Source organism: Curtobacterium sp. DN_7.5, assembly GCF_022655355.1.
In the GTDB taxonomy this organism is placed as follows: Bacteria; Actinomycetota; Actinomycetes; order Actinomycetales; family Microbacteriaceae; genus Curtobacterium; species Curtobacterium luteum.
This window is the reverse complement of record NZ_CP093378.1, coordinates 644,214-660,216: the sequence shown is the minus strand read 5'-3', so window position 1 is coordinate 660,216 and position 16,003 is coordinate 644,214. Positions and strand designations below refer to the sequence as shown.

Here is a 16,003-nt window from a genome sequence, read left to right as displayed (position 1 = left end):
CACCGCGCCCTACACCCCGAGCTGCTCCGCGACCTCGAGCCACCGCTCCTCGAGCTGCTCGACCTCGGCCTCGAGGCCGGCCAGGCGCGCCTGCAGCGCCCCGAGGCCCGCGTAGTCCGACTGGTCGTGCGCCGCGAACGCGTCGAGGACCTCCTGCCGGTCGGCCCCGATGCGGGCGATCCGGCGGTCGAGCGCCGACATCTCCTTCTCCGCCGCCCGACGCTCCGCACCCGAGAGCACCGCAACACCGGCGCCGGCCGCCGGAGCGGCGCCCGCACCGGCCGCGCCACCAGCGCCACCGGCCGCCGGCCGCCCCGAGCCGCCCACCGTCCCCGACCCAGCCACGCTGCCTGCCGAGCCGGTCCCGCCCGCCGTGTCGGGCCTCCCGGCAGCTGCGGCGGCAGCCGCCGACGCGGTCGCGGGGACGGAACCCGACGCGCGGAGGCGCATGTACTCGTCGACGCCTCCGGGCAGGTGACGGAGGTGGCCACCGAGCACCGCGTACTGCTGGTCGGTGACGCGCTCGAGCAGGTACCGGTCGTGCGACACGACGAGGAGCGTGCCCGGCCAGGTGTCGAGGAGGTCCTCCATCGCGGCGAGCATGTCGGTGTCGAGGTCGTTCGTCGGCTCGTCGAGGATGAGCACGTTCGGCTCGTCGAGCAGGATGAGCATGAGCTGCAGGCGACGCTTCTGCCCACCGCTCAGGTCCTTGACCGGGGTGGGGAGCTGCGCGGACGTGAAGCCGAGGCGTTCGAGGAGCTGCGACGGCGTCATCTCCTTGCCGTCCGCCACGTACGAGGTCTTCTTGCGCGCGACGACCTCACGCACGCGGTCGTCCGCGTACTGCTGGAGATCGGCGAGCTGCTGGTCGAGGACGGCGACCTGCACGGTCTTGCCGGTCTTCACGCGGCCGGTCGTCGGCTGGAGCGTGCCGGACACCAGGTTGAGGAGCGTCGACTTGCCCGCGCCGTTCGGCCCGAGGATGCCGGTCCGCTCCCCCGGCGCGATCCGCCACTCGACATCGCGCAGGATCACGTCGTCACCGAAGGCCACCCCGGCGTCGAGCAGGTCGACGACGTCCTTCCCGAGCCGGGCGGTCGCCATCTGGGACAGCGCCACGGTGTCGCGGATCGGCGGGACGTCGTCGATGAGGGCGTTCGCCGCGTCGATGCGGAACTTCGGCTTGCTCGTGCGGGCCGGTGCACCGCGGCGGAGCCAGGCGAGCTCCTTGCGCGCGAGGTTCTGGCGGCGCTGCTCGGAGGCGGCGGCCTGCCGGTCTCGCTCGACGCGCTGCAGGATGTACGCCGCGTAGCCGCCCTCGAAGGGCTCGACGATGCCGTCGTGCACCTCCCAGGTGTCCGTCGACACGGCGTCGAGGAACCACCGGTCGTGCGTCACGACGACGAGGCCGCCCTGGTTCGCGGACCAGCGGCGCTTGATGTGGTCGGCCAACCACTGGATCCCCTCGACGTCGAGGTGGTTCGTCGGCTCGTCGAGGAACAGCACGTCCCAGTCGCCGACGAGGAGCTTCGCGAGGGCGATCCGGCGCCGCTGGCCTCCCGACAGGTCGTCGACGTTGGCTTCCCACGGGATGTCCGAGACGAGACCGCCGATGACGTCGCGGATCTTCGGGTCGCCGGCCCACTCGTGCTCCGCGCGGTCGCCGACCACCGTGGCGCCGACCGTCGCTCCGGCCGGCAGGACGTCACGCTGGTCGAGGTACCCGACGGTCAGGCCGCGGCGGTGCGTGACACGGCCGTCGTCCGGGTCGATGCGCTGCGACAGGAGGGCGAGGAGCGTCGACTTGCCGTCACCATTCCGGCCGACCACGCCGATGCGGTCCCCCTCGTCGATGCCGAGGGTGACGCTGTCGAAGACGACACGGGTGGGGAACTCGAGATGCACGTTCTCGGCGCCGAGGAGATGAGCCACCTGTCAAGGGTACGGGGGCGCGTGGGGCGCTCCGGTCGGTCGGGTCCGCGGTCGACGTGGAACGACCGGACCGATGTCGTGCGACAGCGGTCCGGTCGTTCCGCATCGGCGAAGCGGGGTGGGGTGGGGTCGCTGCGCGGCCGGCCTGGAGGCGCGGCTCAGCTCGACGGGGTCGGGTCGCCTTCCCCGGCGGCTTCCTTCGCGCGCTTCAGGCGCGCCTGGGCCTCCCAGTACTCGATCTCGCGTTCGAGGTCGGCGAGCTCCTGCTCGGTCCCGGTGACGCGCTTGTCCCCGTGCGCCGAACGGGCCTCGCCGAGGGTGGCGTAGCGGTCCTCGTGCCGGACGGGGTCCAGGTAACGGCCGTGGTTCCGCTCCCCCGGTGCCCAGTCGTGCCCGACGGCGAACCAGACGATGGGACCGACGACGGGCACGAAGATGCAGAGGAGGACCCACGCGATCTTCGGGAGGCCCCGGACCTCGGAGTCGGTCTTCGTCAGGATGTCGATCAGGGCGAAGACGAGCAGGAGTGTCCCCGCCCCGTACAGCAGCACGCTCATGGTGCCGAATTCTATGGAGCGGCCGAGAGCCCGGCTACGCCCCGAACGCGTGCCGCGGTTGCGATCGGGCAACGGTCTCCTGCGACGGCGTACAGGGTGCCGGTCCGGTCACGTCAGGACGGTCCGAGATCGAGGTAGCGCTGCGCGACGGCAGCAGACCAGATCGCTGCCGCTGCCGCGACGACCGCCACCACGATCCAGGCGAGCCAGAGCACCCACACGGCACTGCCGGCCACCACGGCGCCCGCAGCGACGAGCGAGTACACCGACCAGACCCCGAGGACCGGGCGGCGGACGCGCTGGGTCGCGACGGCTCGGACGACGTCGAGCCGGTCCTCGGGCGCGCGCTCGCGGAGGCGGACCACCCGGCGGAGCGCCGCTCGCTCGGCCGGCAGCAGGACCTCGTCGACCCGGAGCATCCCCGCAGGGGATCGACGACCCCGGATCGCCGCCACGATCACGGCGACGAGCAGCAGCGCGGCACCGGCGGCACCCGTCCAGGCGACGACGTCGCGACCCGTGGAACCGGCCGGGAACGCGAACCCGACGACGAGGACGATCGCGGCGGGCAGCACGAGCATCGCCGACGCCCGCACGACCGGGAACCGGCGGGGCGGGGGCAGCGCGAGCACGTCCTGCGCCCGCGCGTCCGCCACGGCCCAGCGCTGCTCGGCCCGGTGCACGGTGTCGGTCATGCCGTCGATCCTGGCACAGCGGCATGAGGATCCGTCAGAGCGCAGCCACCCACTCGTCGGTGCCGTCGCGGAAGCGCTGGTGCTTCCAGATCGGCGTCCGCTCCTTCACGAGGTCGATGAGGGCTGCACACGCGGCGAAGGCCTGGGCCCGGTGCGGTGACGCCACGGCGGCTGCGAGTGCGACGTCCCCGACGACGAGGGCGCCGACGCGGTGCAGCACGGCGATGCGGACGTCCGGATGCTCGGCCGCGATGGTCTCGGCGACGTCGCGCAGGACGGCTGCTGCGGTGGGGTGACCCTCGTAGTCGAGCGCCGTGACGCCCTTGCCGCCGTCGTGGTCGCGGACGACCCCGGCGAAGGTGACGACCGCCCCGTCGCGCTCCGAGCTCACCGCGACGGAGGTCTCCTCGACCGTGACGTCGCGGTCGACGACGTCGGCGAGGAGGACCCGGCCGGACCCCTCCACCGCGGTCACGAGGCGCTCCGAGGTGCGTGGCCGGCACCGTGCAGCTGTGCGAGCACGTGGTCGAGCAGCCCGTCGAGGACGTCGAGGCCGTCCGCGACGCCCCCGCGCGAGCCGGGCAGCGTGACGACGACGGTGCCGCCGGCTGCGATCCCGGCGACGCCACGGCTCAGCAGCGCGGTGGGTCCGGCACCGGCGAGACCGCGGCGGCGGATCTCCTCGACGATGCCGGGGAGCTCGAGGTCGAGCAGGGGCGCCACCGCCTCGGGCGTCCGGTCGGTCGGCGTGACACCGGTGCCGCCCGTGGTGATGACCACGCGGGCTCCGGCGAGGACCTCGCCCGTGACGGTCTCGGCGATCGGGCCGCCGTCCGGGACGATGATCGGCTCGGCGACGGTGAACGCCCGCTCCCGGAGCCAGGACGCGATCACCGGGCCGGTGCGGTCGAGTGCCGGGTCGGCCGCGGCCTGGGTCGAGACGACGAGCACCCCCGCACGGCCCTTGGTGGGTTCGGAGGTCATCGTTCCGCCTTCCAGTCGCCCGAGCGTCCGCCGTGCTTCTCGAGCACCCGGACGTCGGTGATCACAGCCGCCCGGTCGACGGCCTTCACCATGTCGTAGACCGTGAGCGCGCCGACGCTCGCGCCGGTCAGGGCCTCCATCTCGACGCCCGTGCGCGAGGTCGTGCGCACGGAGACCTCGACCACGACGCGGTCGTCGGCGCCGGTGATGTCCACCTCGATGCCGGCGATCGGCAGGGGGTGGCACAGCGGCACCAGGTCGGAGGTCTTCTTCACCGCCATGATCGCGGCGATGCGGGCCGTGCCGATGACCTCGCCCTTCGGCAGGGAGCCGTCGAGGATGCGCGCGACGACGTCGGGCCGGGTGACGAGGGTCGCCGTGGCGGTCGCGGAACGGTCGGTAACGTTCTTGGCGGAGACGTCGACCATGTGCGCTGATCCGTCGGCGCGGACGTGGGAGAGGTCGGTCATCTACAGGCTCCAGACGGTCAGGGGGTCCCCCGGTTCGACGACGGCGGTGCCGACCGGGACGTGGACGAGGTGCGTTGCGGCGGCGTGGTGCACGAGGAGGTGCGAACCCGGGCCGCCGACGAGGTGCACGCGGCCGTCCTCGACCCGGCCGCGGCGGACCTGGTGCTTGCCGGCGGGCGACGTGGCGGCCTCGGCGGCGGGGAGCACCTGCGACGGGCGGTCGGCCGGCAGCCCGGCGAGCGGCGCGAGCACGGGCCGGAGGAACACCTCGAACGAGACGAGCGCCGACACCGGGTTGCCCGGGAAGGCGACGACGGGCACCTGGCGGTCGCCGAACGCCACCGTGCCGAGCGCCTGCGGACCCCCCGGTTGCATCGCGACCGGTGTGACGGCGAGCCCGAGCGGCTCGAGGGCCTGGCGAACTACCTCGTACGCCCCCGCACTGATGCCCCCGGTCGTGAGGACGAGGTCCGCCCAGTCCCCGACCGCCGCCGTGACGGCGTCGACGAAGGCGTCCGGGTCGTCCGGCACCACGACCGTGCGTGATTCGACCCCGACCTCGGCGAGCGCGGCGGAGAGGGCGATGCCGTTGGCGTCACCGATGCCGGCGCCGTCGGCGTCCACCCCCACGAGCTCGGAGCCCGTGCTGACCACGAGCACCCGCGGCCGACGGACGACGTCGACGCGGTCCACGCCGGCAGCCGCGAAGGCCCCGAGGAGCGCGGGGGTGACGAGTGCCCCGGCGTCCGCCAGCACGCCGCCGAGCGGGACGTCGGAGCCGACCGTCCGGACGAACGTGCCGGCCGTCAGGTCGGCGGGGACGGCGACCGTGGCGAGCGCCAGGGCCGCGGGGAACGTGCCCGGCTCGGTCCGTTCGACGGGGAAGACGGCGTCGGCGCCGTCGGGGATCCGCGCACCGGTCATGATCGGCGCCGCCGTGCCGGGCACGAGCGGTTCCGGGACCGTCCCGGCGGGGATCGGGTCGACGACCGCGACGTCGCTGCCGGCGTCCGCGGCACGGACGGCGAAGCCGTCCATCTGGCTGTTGTCGAAGGCGGGGAGCGGCACGGGTGCGACGATGCGCGTGGCGAGCCGACGACGTGCTCCGGCGCCGGCCCCGGCGGCGAGGTCGGCGGTGCCCCGGGCCTCCAGGCAGGTGGGATCGGACGTGCCGGGCGTGAGCCGGGCGATCACCGGGGCGAGCAGGGCAGCCACCGCTCCGGCGTGTTGACCGATCGTTCGCACGGTGCCCTCCGAAGTCGTGCATGCAAGCCTGGACGTGCGCCCGACGGAACCGCCGTCGGGGCGCGTCAGTAGCGTATCCAGCGCGCACCCCGCGCCGAGGACCATTCGGAGGACCTGTGGAGAACGACGTGACCATCGGCGTGATCGGTGGATCTGGCCTGTACCGACTGTTCGAGGAGGGCAGCGCCGAGGAGCGCACCGTCCCGACGCCGTTCGGTGCGACGTCCAGCCCGATCAGCATCGGGACGATGTCCGGCCGCCGTGTCGCGTTCCTCACACGCCACGGACGCTCCCACTCCGTGGCACCGCACCGCATCAACCACCGCGCCAACACCTGGGCGCTCCGCTCGCTCGGCGTCCGTGCGGTCGTGTCCTCGAGCGCCGTCGGCGGCCTGCACCCCGACTACGCACCCGGCACCTTCGTCGTGACGGACCAGCTCATCGACCGCACCTGGGGTCGTGCTGACACATTCTTCGAGGACGACGTGCAGCACCTGTCGTTCGCGGACCCGTTCGACCCCGTGCTGCGTGCAGCCGCCGTCGACGCGGTGGCCGCGCTCGGCGTGCCGCACCGCCCGACCGGCACGTGCGTCGTGATCCAGGGCCCGCGCTTCTCGACACGCGCGGAGTCCGTGTGGATGCGCGAGGCCGGCGGACACACGATCAACATGACGATGACGCCGGAGGTGCCCCTGGCGGCCGAGCTCGGGATGGGCACGGTCAACCTGTCGTTCGTCACCGACGCCGACGCGGGCCTCGCGTCCGCGTCCGGTCCGGACGACGAGCCCGTGACGCACCAGGCCGTGATGGAACGGCTGGCGCGGGCGAACGAGGTCATCGTGCGCGCCATCGGGTCGATCGTCGGGTCGGTCCCGGAGGACTTCACGCCGCGCGAGCTCGTACCGGCCGGCGCGAGCGCCGCCGTCCTGTCGCTGCCGGTCGGCGGTGCCGCGTGAGCCGGCTGCTCGTCACCGGCGGCGCGGGGTTCATCGGCTCGGCGATCGTGCGCCGGGCACTGGCCGAGGGGCACGAGGTCCGCGTGCTCGACTCGCTCCGTGCTGACGTGCACGGCGATGCGGCCGACGGGCGGACCCCGGTGCCGGACGGGGTCGCCTTCGTGCTCGGCGACGTCCGGGACGACGCCGTCCTCGACGCAGCACTCGACGGCGTCGACGTCGTCTGCCACCAGGCCGCGAAGGTCGGGCTCGGCGTCGACTTCCAGGACGCCCCCGACTACGTCTCCTCGAACGACACCGGCACGGCGCACGTCCTCGCCGCGATGGACCGCCACGGCATCGGCCGGCTGGTGGTCGCGAGCTCGATGGTGGTCTACGGCGAGGGCGCGTACGCGACGGCATCCGGTGAGCCGACCCGTCCGTCGGCACGTCGGCGCGAGGACCTCGACGCCGGGCGCTTCGACCCGATCGGCCCGGACGGCGAGCCGCTCGTGCCCGGCCTCATCGACGAGGACGCCGCGCTCGACCCCCGCAACGTGTACGCGCAGACGAAGGTCGCGCAGGAGCACCTGGCGTCCTCGTGGGCCCGGGCAACCGGGGGTCGGGCGATCGCGCTCCGCTACCACAACGTGTACGGACCGGGCATGCCCGCGAACACCCCCTACGCCGGTGTCGCGTCACTGTTCCGCTCGGCTCTCGCGCGCGGCGAGGCCCCTCGGGTGTTCGAGGACGGCCGACAGCGGCGGGACTTCGTGCACGTCGACGACGTCGCGGGAGCGAACGCGGCCTCGATCGCGGCGACGGCGGACCTGCCGGACGACTCCTTCCGGGCGTACAACGTCGGCTCGGGCACGGTGCACACCATCGGCGAGATGGCCGCGGCGATCGCGGGGCCGGACGGGCCGCAGCCGGTCGTGACGGGCGAGTACCGGCTCGGGGACGTCCGGCACGTGACCGCGTCGTCGGAGCGCATCGGGCGGGAGCTGGGCTGGCACGCCGAGGTCGACTTCGAACGGGGCATGCGCGAGTTCGCGACCGCGCCGCTGCGGGCCGCGGTGCGCTGACGGCGCACCCCGAGTCTCGCCCACCGCGCCCCGAGTCTCGGGCTGACGGACACTTCTCGGGCCCCGGCGCGCGAGAAATGTCCGCCAGCGCGAGACTCGCCCCACCCCGCCCCCGCCAGCGCGAGACTCGCCCCGCCAGCGCGAGACCCGCCAGCGCGAGACTCGCCAGCTCGCCGCCGCCCACCCGTCGGCACCCCAGATCGGGGGACGCCCGAGTGGACAGCGGGGTACACCGCCACCCGCATCCGGTCAGGCCACCCGTGCAGCCTGGTCCCCATGTCGTCGACGTCAGCGAGTCCCTCGCACCACGAGCCGCACCGCGATCCCCGTCGATCCGGGCGTCCGCACCGAACAGACGGCATGAACGTCGATGTGATCCTGCCGTGCCTCGACGAGGCCGACGCACTCCCCCGCGTGATCGGCCGCCTGCCGCAGGGCTACCGCGCGATCGTGGTCGACAACGGTTCGACGGACGGCTCGGCCGACGTGGCCCGCGCGCACGGAGCACTCGTCGTCACGGAGCCCCGCCGCGGCTTCGGCTCGGCGTGCGCCGCCGGACTCGCCGCCGCCACGGCCGACTACGTCGCGTTCTGCGACGCCGACGCCTCGATGGACCCCGCCGAACTCCCCGGCCTCCTCGACCGGGTCGCGTCCGGTCGCACCGACCTCGCACTGGGGCGCCGGGTGCCGACCTCGCGCGGTGCGTGGGCACCGCACGCACGCTTCGCGAACCGCGTCCTCGCGGTCCTGATGCGCCGGGCGACGGGCTACCGGCTGCGCGACCTCGGTCCGATGCGGGTGATGCGCCGCGAGCAGCTCGTCGCGCTCGACCTGCAGGACCGCCGCAGCGGCTACCCGCTCGAGATGGTCCTCGCCGCGCACGCCGCCGGCCTCCGGGTCGACGAGAGCGACATCGGCTACGCCCAGCGCATCGGCGACAGCAAGGTGACGGGCACGCTCCGCGGCACCGTCAACGCCGTCCGCGACATGTCGCGCCTGCTCCGCGCGTACCGTTCCGGCGAGCGCCGACCCGGCACCGTTGCGCGCGACAGCGACACCAGCCGGTCCGGAACCACCACCGGCCTGGAGGCCCGTCCCACCCCCGCCGACACCGCTCCCCTCGAGCGCGTGGTCGGCACCGCCACCGCGGAGGTCCGGTCGTGACCGCGGTCACGGTGGCGGTCGTCGCCAAGGAGTGCCTGCCCGGTCGGGTGAAGACGCGGCTCATCCCGGCGCTTGGGCCCGAGGGTGCCGCACGCGTAGCGGCAGCGAGCCTCGCCGACACGCTCGCCACGGTCCGCGCTCTGCCCGCCGCCCGGCGCATCCTGTTCTTCGACGGCGACGTCGTCCCCGACGCAGCCGAGGGCTTCCACGTGCTGCCGCAGCCCGGCGGTGACCTCGACGCGCGCCTCGGCACGCTGTTCGACGCCGTGCAGGGCCCGCTCCTCCTGGTCGGCATGGACACGCCGCAGGTCCGCCCGGCCGACGTCGCGCCGGTGTTCGAGCACCCCGAGCGGGACGCCTGGTTCGGCCCGGCCGAGGACGGCGGCTTCTGGTCGCTGTACATGCACGACCCGGACGGGTCCCTCATCCGCGGTGTGCCGATGTCCCGAGCGGACACCGGTGCGGTGCAGCGCGCCCGGCTCGTGGACGCCGGCCTCGACGTGGACGACCTCGTGCCGCTCCTCGACGTGGACGAAATCGCCGACGCCGACCGCGTGGCCGCACTCGCTCCGGGCTCCGCGTTCGCCGCGGCCCTGACCGCCGAACGCACGACCTCCGGAGGTGTCCGATGACCATGCACGCACCGATGACCTTCGGGGCCGGTGGGGGCGAGCCGTACGCGCGGGCCCTCCGCTCGGACGGCCGACTCCGCCTCACCGACCCCAGCCGGCCGGGCACCGTCGTGACGATGGACGTCGGTCGCTGGAGCGCCGCGGCCGACCGGGTCGACCGCTCCCTGCTCGACGACGCCGACGGTCCCGTCATCGACATCGGGTGCGGCCCGGGCCGGATGCTGGTCGCCGCACGTGCCGTCGGCCTGCCGTCGCTCGGTGTGGACGTCTCCGCCGAGGCGGTCGCGATCGCCCGGCGCTCCGGTGGTCACGCCGTGCAGGGCTCCGTCTTCGACCCGGTCCCCGACGAGGGCCACTGGGACACCGCACTCGTCATCGACGGGAACATCGGCATCGGCGGGGACCCGACGGCGCTGCTCGCCCGGTGTCGCGCGATCGTCCGACTCGGCGGGCGGGTGCTCGTCGAGACGAACCCCGACCGCACGGCCGACCGGACGTACACGGCCCGCGTGGTCGACACCGACGGCCACGAGAGCGCCGCGTTCCCGTGGGCCGAGGTCGGGCTCGACGCCCTGCACGCCCACGCCGCCGACGCAGGCCTGCTCGCACGCCAGAGCTGGACCGCCGAGGGACGCACGTTCTGCGAGCTCATCGCCTGACGTTCTTTTGCATGATGCAAGAAAGAACGGTAGAGTCGGGGTCATGCAGCACATCGACTCCCCCCTCGGCGGCTCGTTCGTGAGCGGTACCGCGCGACGTGACGAGCGCGGCACCTTCACCGGCACCACGGCCCGGCGCGCGCTCGGCACCTACACGGGCGTCCCCGTGACCGGACGGCTCGGGCGCTTCGTCGACGGACAGGCGACCCGCCGGACGTCGGCGACCGGATCGGTGCGCACGGCCACGGGCTCGCTCCGCACGTCCACCGGCTCGCTCCGCACCGCGACGGGCTCGTTCCGCACCGCCTGAGCGCCGCACTCCCCCCCAGACCGCGAGCGGTCGCCCCCGGGTCGTCTCCCCCTACCGACCCGGCCGGGCGGCCGCTCGTGCCGTTCCCGGTCCACGACACGCCCTCGGGACGCCGGAGGGGAGCGGGTGCCAGGATGGGCACATGAACGACCGCGCCGGAACCCCCGCGACCGCCGACGACCTCGTCGACCTCGACGCCCTGCTCGCCGCGTACCACGAGCGCGTCCCGGACGTGTCGATCCCCGAGCAGAAGGTGGTGTTCGGCACCTCCGGCCACCGCGGCTCGTCCCTCGACACCGCGTTCAACGACACCCACATCGCCGCGATCACGCAGGCCATCGTCGAGTACCGCGCCGAACAGGGCACCGACGGCCCGCTGTTCATCGGCCGCGACACCCACGCCCTCTCGGCACCCGCCGAGCAGACCGCGCTCCAGGTGCTCGCCGCCAACGGCGTCCGGGTCCTCGCGGACGCGCAGGACGGCTTCGTCCCGACCCCGGCCCTGAGCCACGCCATCATCGCCTACAACCGTGCGGGCAACCCGGACACCGCGGACGGCATCGTCATCACGCCGAGCCACAACCCGCCCCGCGACGGCGGCTTCAAGTACAACCCCCCGCACGGCGGCCCGGCCGACAGCGACGCCACCTCCTGGATCGCCGACCGTGCGAACGCGATCATCGCGGGCGGGAACGCCGAGGTCCGCCGACAGGACGAAACCGCGGCGGAGGGCTACGACTACCTCGACTCGTACGTCGCCGACCTCGAGCACATCATCGACATCGACGCGATCAAGCGCGCGGGCGTGACGATCGGGGCCGACCCGCTCGGCGGCGCCTCCCTGCCCTACTGGGAGCGCATCCGCGACCACTACGGCCTCGACCTCACGGTGGTGAACCCCGAGGTCGACCCGACCTGGGCGTTCATGACGCTCGACTGGGACGGCAAGATCCGCATGGACCCGTCCAGCGCGAGCGCCATGGCCTCCGTGGTCGCGCGGAAGGACGAGTTCGACGTCCTCACGGGCAACGACGCCGACTCCGACCGGCACGGCATCGTGACGCCGGACGGCGGCCTGATGAACCCGAACCACTACCTCGCGGTCGCGATCGAGTACCTCTACGCCCACCGGCCGGAGTGGCGCGAGGACGCTGCCATCGGCAAGACGCTCGTGTCGTCGAGCATCATCGACCGCGTCGCCGAGTCGCTCGGTCGCCGCCTGTGGGAGGTCCCGGTCGGCTTCAAGTGGTTCGTCCCCGGTCTCATCGACGGCTCGGTGGCCTTCGGCGGCGAGGAGTCCGCCGGCGCGAGCTTCCTCCGGAAGGACGGCACCGCGTGGACGACCGACAAGGACGGCATCATCCTCGCCCTCCTCGCGTCGGAGATCATCGCCGTGACGGGCAAGACCCCGTCGCAGCTCTACGCCGAGCTCACGGAGCGCTTCGGCGCCCCCGTGTACCAGCGCGTGGACGCTGCCGCGAGCAAGGACCAGAAGGCGCGGCTGTCGAAGCTCGACGGCGACGCCATCACGGCCGACACGCTCGCCGGCGACCCGATCACGGCGAAGCTGTCGCGGGCCCCGGGCAACGACGCGGCCGTCGGCGGCGTCAAGGTGGTGACGGAGAACGCCTGGTTCGCCGCACGTCCGTCGGGCACCGAGGACGTCTACAAGATCTACGCGGAGAGCTTCGTCGGGCAGGAGCACCTCGAGCAGGTGCAGCGCGAGGCCAAGGAGATCGTCGACGCCGCACTCGGCGCCTGACGCCGACCGCTCCCGACGCGGTGCCGAGGGACACGGGCGTAGCCTCCGGCTGGTCGGCAGCAGCCGGAGGACTGCCGATCCACTCAGGAACGGACTCCGGGCGGACCTCCGCCTTGCGGAGGTTGTAACTTTGCACGCAGCGCAAAGTTTCCGGGAGACCTGCTCATGACCCAGACCGCGACCGCACCCGCGGCTCCCACGACGTCCTCGAACGCCGTGATGAACCACCGGCAGATCCTGCTGGTGATCTACGGCCTCATGGCCGGCATGTTCCTCGGTGCCCTCGACCAGACGATCGTCGGCACCGCGATCCGCACCATCGGCGACGACCTGCACGGGCTCGACCAGCAGGCGTGGGTGACGACCGGCTACCTGATCGCGTCGACGATCACGACGCCGATCTACGGCAAGCTCTCGGACATCTTCGGCAGACGCCCGCTGTTCCTCACCGCGATCGGCATCTTCATCGTCGGGTCGTTGTTCGCGTCCTTCTCGACCTCGATGCTCATGCTCGCCGGGTTCCGCGCGTTGCAGGGCCTCGGCGCCGGCGGTCTCATGTCGCTCCCGCTGGCGATCATGGGCGACATGCTCGCCCCCCGCGAGCGCGCGAAGTACCAGGGCTACTTCCTCGCCGTGTTCGGCATCTCCTCCGTGATCGGCCCGCTCGTCGGCGGCCTGTTCGCCGGCGCGAACGAGATCGTCTTCATCGCGGGCTGGCGCTGGGTGTTCCTGATCAACGTCCCGATCGGCGTGATCGCGCTCGTCATGGTGCTGACGTTCCTGCACCTGCCGAAGTTCGGCGACCGGGGCAAGCCGCGGATCGACTGGTGGGGCGCGGCGCTCGTCATCGTCACCCTCGTGCCGCTGCTCCTCATCGCCGAACAGGGCCGTGACTGGGGTTGGAGCTCCCCCGGCGCGTTCGCCTGCTACGGCATCGGTGCCGCCGGTCTGATCGCGTTCGTGATCGTCGAGCGTGCGATGGGCGACGACGCGATCCTGCCGCTGAAGCTGTTCCACTCGCGCGTGTTCTCGATGGCCGCGGTCCTCAGCGTCCTCGTCGGCTTCGGCATGTTCGGCGCGATGCTCACGATCCCGCTGTACCTGCAGATCGTGAAGGGCGTCACCCCCACCGAGTCCGGCTTCTCGATGCTACCGATGGTCCTCGGCCTGATGATCGCCTCGATCGCGTCCGGCCAGATCATCTCGCGGACCGGCAAGTACCAGGTCTTCCCGGTCACCGGCACGGCGTTCACCGCGATCGGGTTCACCGTCCTCACGTTCCTGACGGCGGACAGCCCGCTGTGGTTCCTCATGCTCGGCATGTTCGGGATCGGCCTCGGGCTCGGGCAGCTCATGCAGACCCTGACGCTCGCCGCGCAGAACTCGGTCTCGCCGCGGGACATCGGGGTCGCGACGAGCGCCGCGACCTTCTTCCGCCAGATCGGCGGCACGATGGGCACCGCCGTGCTGCTGTCTGTCCTGTTCTCGCTCATGCCGACGAACATCACCACGGCCTTGCAGAACGAGACCACGCTGAAGTCCAGCCTCAACGCGGCCCTCACGCCCTCCGTCGCGAACGCCTCGGAGAACAAGGCCGTCATGGACCAGATCTGGAACAAGATCGTCGACCCCATCCAGTCGAACGTGCAGGACCAGCTGAACTCGGCCGCCGTCCAGGCCAAGGAGGCCGCCGACGCCGCCGTCACGAAGCAGGTCACCGCGAAGGTCGAGCAGGCGGTCGCCGCCGGCCAGGTGCCCGCCGCGTCCGCGGACACCGTCATCGCGCAGCAGGTCGCCGCCGCGAAGTCCGACGCCGAGCAGCAAGCGCTCGAGACCGTCGCCGCCAAGGCGAAGGCCGACGTCGTGGACGGCACGCTCCAGGTCGACTACGCCGACGCCACACAGCGGAAGAACGTCGTCGACGAGGTCGCGCCGACGATCAAGAAGCAGCTCGAGAAGGGGTCGACGAGCTCGACGAGCTCCTCCACCACCAGCGACACGTCGTTCCTCAACGGCGCCGACCCGCGACTCACGCGGTCGTTCCTCGTCGGCTTCAGCAGCTCGGCCGTCACGGTCTACTCCGTCGGCCTCGGCGTCATCCTCCTGGCGTTCGTGCTCACCTGGTTCTTCCGGGTCCCGCCGCTCCGGAAGGTCTCGGCCCTCCAGGAGCAGGCGAACGCCGCGAAGGACGACAGCGACCGACTCGCCGCCGACGCACAGCAGGCCGCTGCGAACACGGGTTCGCTGGTCACGCCGCACACCGGGTCCGTCCCGGTGGTCCCGACCTCGCCGGACGTGACCGTCCCGACGCGTGACCGGCCGGGAGGCGCGGCCTCCCCCGCCACGCCGGTCGCGTCGGACGGACGCTCGGCTCCCGCGTCGCCGGGCGCGACCGACACGCGGGCACCGCTCCCCGGTGCCACGACCCACGGAGCGCACTCGGCCGCCGCCCCCGTCGACGAGCCGCCGACCACGACGGGCGCCATCCGGACCCGTCCGGCGCACGCCGCACCCGCGGCGGAGCCGACGACGACGGACGTGGGCGCGACCACGGCGTCGACGCAGGGCGACCCGGCCGAGGCGATCCGCGCCTCCCGGCCGGTCCAGGGCGACCACTCGCACGGCCGCCACTCCGCCGAGTGACGAACCCGACGTCCTCCGCCGTCAGCCGACGGCGGAGAACGTCGCGCCGGGCAGGCGCCGGCGCATGACCTCGATCGCGGTCGCGTTGTCGTCGACCAGCACGTAGCGGCGGCCGAGCGCGGCGGCAACCGCACCGGTCGTACCGCTGCCGGCGAAGAAGTCGAGCACCCAGTCGCCCTCCCGCGAGGACGCCTGGACGATGCGCCGCAGGATGCCCTCGGGCTTCTGCGTCGGGTAGCCGGTCTTCTCACGGCCCGTCGGGGACACGATCGTGTGCCACCAGACGTCCGTCGGGAGCTTGCCGCGCTCCCGCTGCTCCGGCGTCACCAGACCCGGCGCCATGTACGGCTCGCGGTCGACGGCCGCGGAGTCGAAGTGGTACCGGTCGGGGTCCTTGACGTAGACCAGGATCGTGTCGTGCTTCGTCGGCCAGCGTGTCTTCGCCTTCGCGCCGAAGTCGTACGCCCACACGAGCTCGTTGAGGAACGAGTCGCGGCCGAACAGCGCGTCGAGGAGGACCTTCGCGTAGTGCGACTCGCGGTAGTCCAGGTGGAGGTAGAGCGTGCCGTCGTCGGCCAGGACCCGCCACGCCTCGAGCAGCCGCGGTTCGAGGAACGACCAGTAGTCGTCGAAGCGGTCGTCGAAGCGGAGCAGGTCACCCCGGACCCGCTCGTACGAGCTGCCGCGGAAGCCCGTGACCCGCTCGCGCCGGCCGCGTGCCGAGTCGGCGTCGACGTCGGCGCTCCGGACCGCGGTGCTCGCGTGCCGACGCTGCTTGCGTCCGGTGTTGAACGGCGGGTCGAGGTAGACGAGCGTGAAGGAGCGGTCGTCGAGCGTCGCGAGGACCTCGAGGTTGTCCCCGTGGACCACCCGGTCCGGTCCGCGGTCGTCGTGCACGGGTCCATCCTCGCGCACGACCACGGACTCACA

16 protein-coding genes are annotated in these 16,003 nt (G+C 72.9%); 8 read left to right on the top strand and 8 right to left on the bottom strand.

From position 1 onward, the window contains the following. Positions 1-9: 9 nt before the first annotated feature. From MON03_RS03175 to MON03_RS03145, 7 genes are all read right to left on the bottom strand, one after another. Positions 10-1,932 (bottom strand): ABC-F family ATP-binding cassette domain-containing protein, encoded by a 1,923-nt coding sequence (locus tag MON03_RS03175; RefSeq protein ID WP_242090487.1) that lies wholly within the window; start codon positions 1,930-1,932, stop codon positions 10-12. Positions 1,933-2,090: 158 nt separating this feature from the next. Next, positions 2,091-2,489 (bottom strand): PLD nuclease N-terminal domain-containing protein, encoded by a 399-nt coding sequence (locus MON03_RS03170; protein WP_049976494.1) that lies wholly within the window; start codon positions 2,487-2,489, stop codon positions 2,091-2,093. Positions 2,490-2,602: 113 nt separating this feature from the next. Continuing rightward, entirely contained in the window at positions 2,603-3,184 is a 582-nt protein-coding gene (locus MON03_RS03165) for a hypothetical protein (protein ID WP_242090484.1), read from the bottom strand. A gap of 34 nt (positions 3,185-3,218) precedes the next feature. Further along, positions 3,219-3,659 (bottom strand): molybdenum cofactor biosynthesis protein MoaE, encoded by a 441-nt coding sequence (locus tag MON03_RS03160; protein ID WP_031272310.1) that lies wholly within the window; start codon positions 3,657-3,659, stop codon positions 3,219-3,221. After that, positions 3,656-4,168: a MogA/MoaB family molybdenum cofactor biosynthesis protein gene (locus MON03_RS03155; protein WP_031272311.1), complete on the bottom strand. Its 513-nt coding sequence runs from the start codon at positions 4,166-4,168 to the stop codon at positions 3,656-3,658. The genes MON03_RS03160 and MON03_RS03155 overlap by 4 nt, the downstream gene beginning before the upstream one ends. After that, positions 4,165-4,638, bottom strand: a complete 474-nt coding sequence (gene moaC, locus MON03_RS03150; RefSeq protein ID WP_242090483.1) for a cyclic pyranopterin monophosphate synthase MoaC — start codon at positions 4,636-4,638, stop codon at positions 4,165-4,167. Before moaC ends, MON03_RS03155 begins: the two co-directional genes overlap by 4 nt. After that, entirely contained in the window at positions 4,639-5,883 is a 1,245-nt protein-coding gene (locus MON03_RS03145; protein ID WP_277927271.1) for a molybdopterin molybdotransferase MoeA, read from the bottom strand. A 128-nt stretch (positions 5,884-6,011) separates the two neighbouring features. Here MON03_RS03145 and MON03_RS03140 point away from each other — a divergent pair, with 128 nt between their 5' ends. The 8 genes from MON03_RS03140 to MON03_RS03105 all read left to right on the top strand — a co-directional run bounded on the left by MON03_RS03140 (position 6,012) and on the right by MON03_RS03105 (position 15,073). Then, positions 6,012-6,839 (top strand): MTAP family purine nucleoside phosphorylase, encoded by an 828-nt coding sequence (locus MON03_RS03140; protein ID WP_242090478.1) that lies wholly within the window; start codon positions 6,012-6,014, stop codon positions 6,837-6,839. Further along, positions 6,836-7,903 carry an NAD-dependent epimerase/dehydratase family protein gene (locus MON03_RS03135; RefSeq protein WP_242090476.1) on the top strand — a complete coding sequence of 356 codons (1,068 nt, stop codon included), beginning with the start codon at positions 6,836-6,838 and terminating at the stop codon, positions 7,901-7,903. The genes MON03_RS03140 and MON03_RS03135 overlap by 4 nt, the downstream gene beginning before the upstream one ends. A 360-nt stretch (positions 7,904-8,263) precedes the next feature. Continuing rightward, entirely contained in the window at positions 8,264-9,067 is an 804-nt protein-coding gene (locus MON03_RS03130; protein ID WP_242090474.1) for a glycosyltransferase family 2 protein, read from the top strand. After that, the gene (locus tag MON03_RS03125; protein WP_242090472.1) at positions 9,064-9,699 is read left to right on the top strand and encodes a TIGR04282 family arsenosugar biosynthesis glycosyltransferase; all 636 of its coding nucleotides are present in this window, start codon (positions 9,064-9,066) and stop codon (positions 9,697-9,699) included. The genes MON03_RS03130 and MON03_RS03125 overlap by 4 nt, the downstream gene beginning before the upstream one ends. Then, positions 9,696-10,358 carry a class I SAM-dependent methyltransferase gene (locus tag MON03_RS03120; RefSeq protein ID WP_022902250.1) on the top strand — a complete coding sequence of 221 codons (663 nt, stop codon included), beginning with the start codon at positions 9,696-9,698 and terminating at the stop codon, positions 10,356-10,358. The genes MON03_RS03125 and MON03_RS03120 overlap by 4 nt, the downstream gene beginning before the upstream one ends. A gap of 43 nt (positions 10,359-10,401) precedes the next feature. Next, a complete protein-coding gene (locus MON03_RS03115) occupies positions 10,402-10,668 on the top strand; it encodes a hypothetical protein (protein ID WP_242090471.1) in 267 nt (88 codons plus the stop codon). Between the two features lie 142 nt (positions 10,669-10,810). Further along, positions 10,811-12,430, top strand: a complete 1,620-nt coding sequence (gene pgm, locus MON03_RS03110) for a phosphoglucomutase (alpha-D-glucose-1,6-bisphosphate-dependent) (protein WP_242090468.1) — start codon at positions 10,811-10,813, stop codon at positions 12,428-12,430. Positions 12,431-12,595: 165 nt separating this feature from the next. Then, the gene (locus MON03_RS03105; RefSeq protein ID WP_242090467.1) at positions 12,596-15,073 is read left to right on the top strand and encodes an MDR family MFS transporter; all 2,478 of its coding nucleotides are present in this window, start codon (positions 12,596-12,598) and stop codon (positions 15,071-15,073) included. 21 nt (positions 15,074-15,094) lie between these two features. On the opposite strand, the gene MON03_RS03100 is transcribed toward MON03_RS03105, so the two are convergent. Further along, a complete protein-coding gene (locus tag MON03_RS03100; protein WP_022902254.1) occupies positions 15,095-15,970 on the bottom strand; it encodes a DNA-methyltransferase in 876 nt (291 codons plus the stop codon). Between the last annotated feature and the right edge of the window lie 33 nt (positions 15,971-16,003).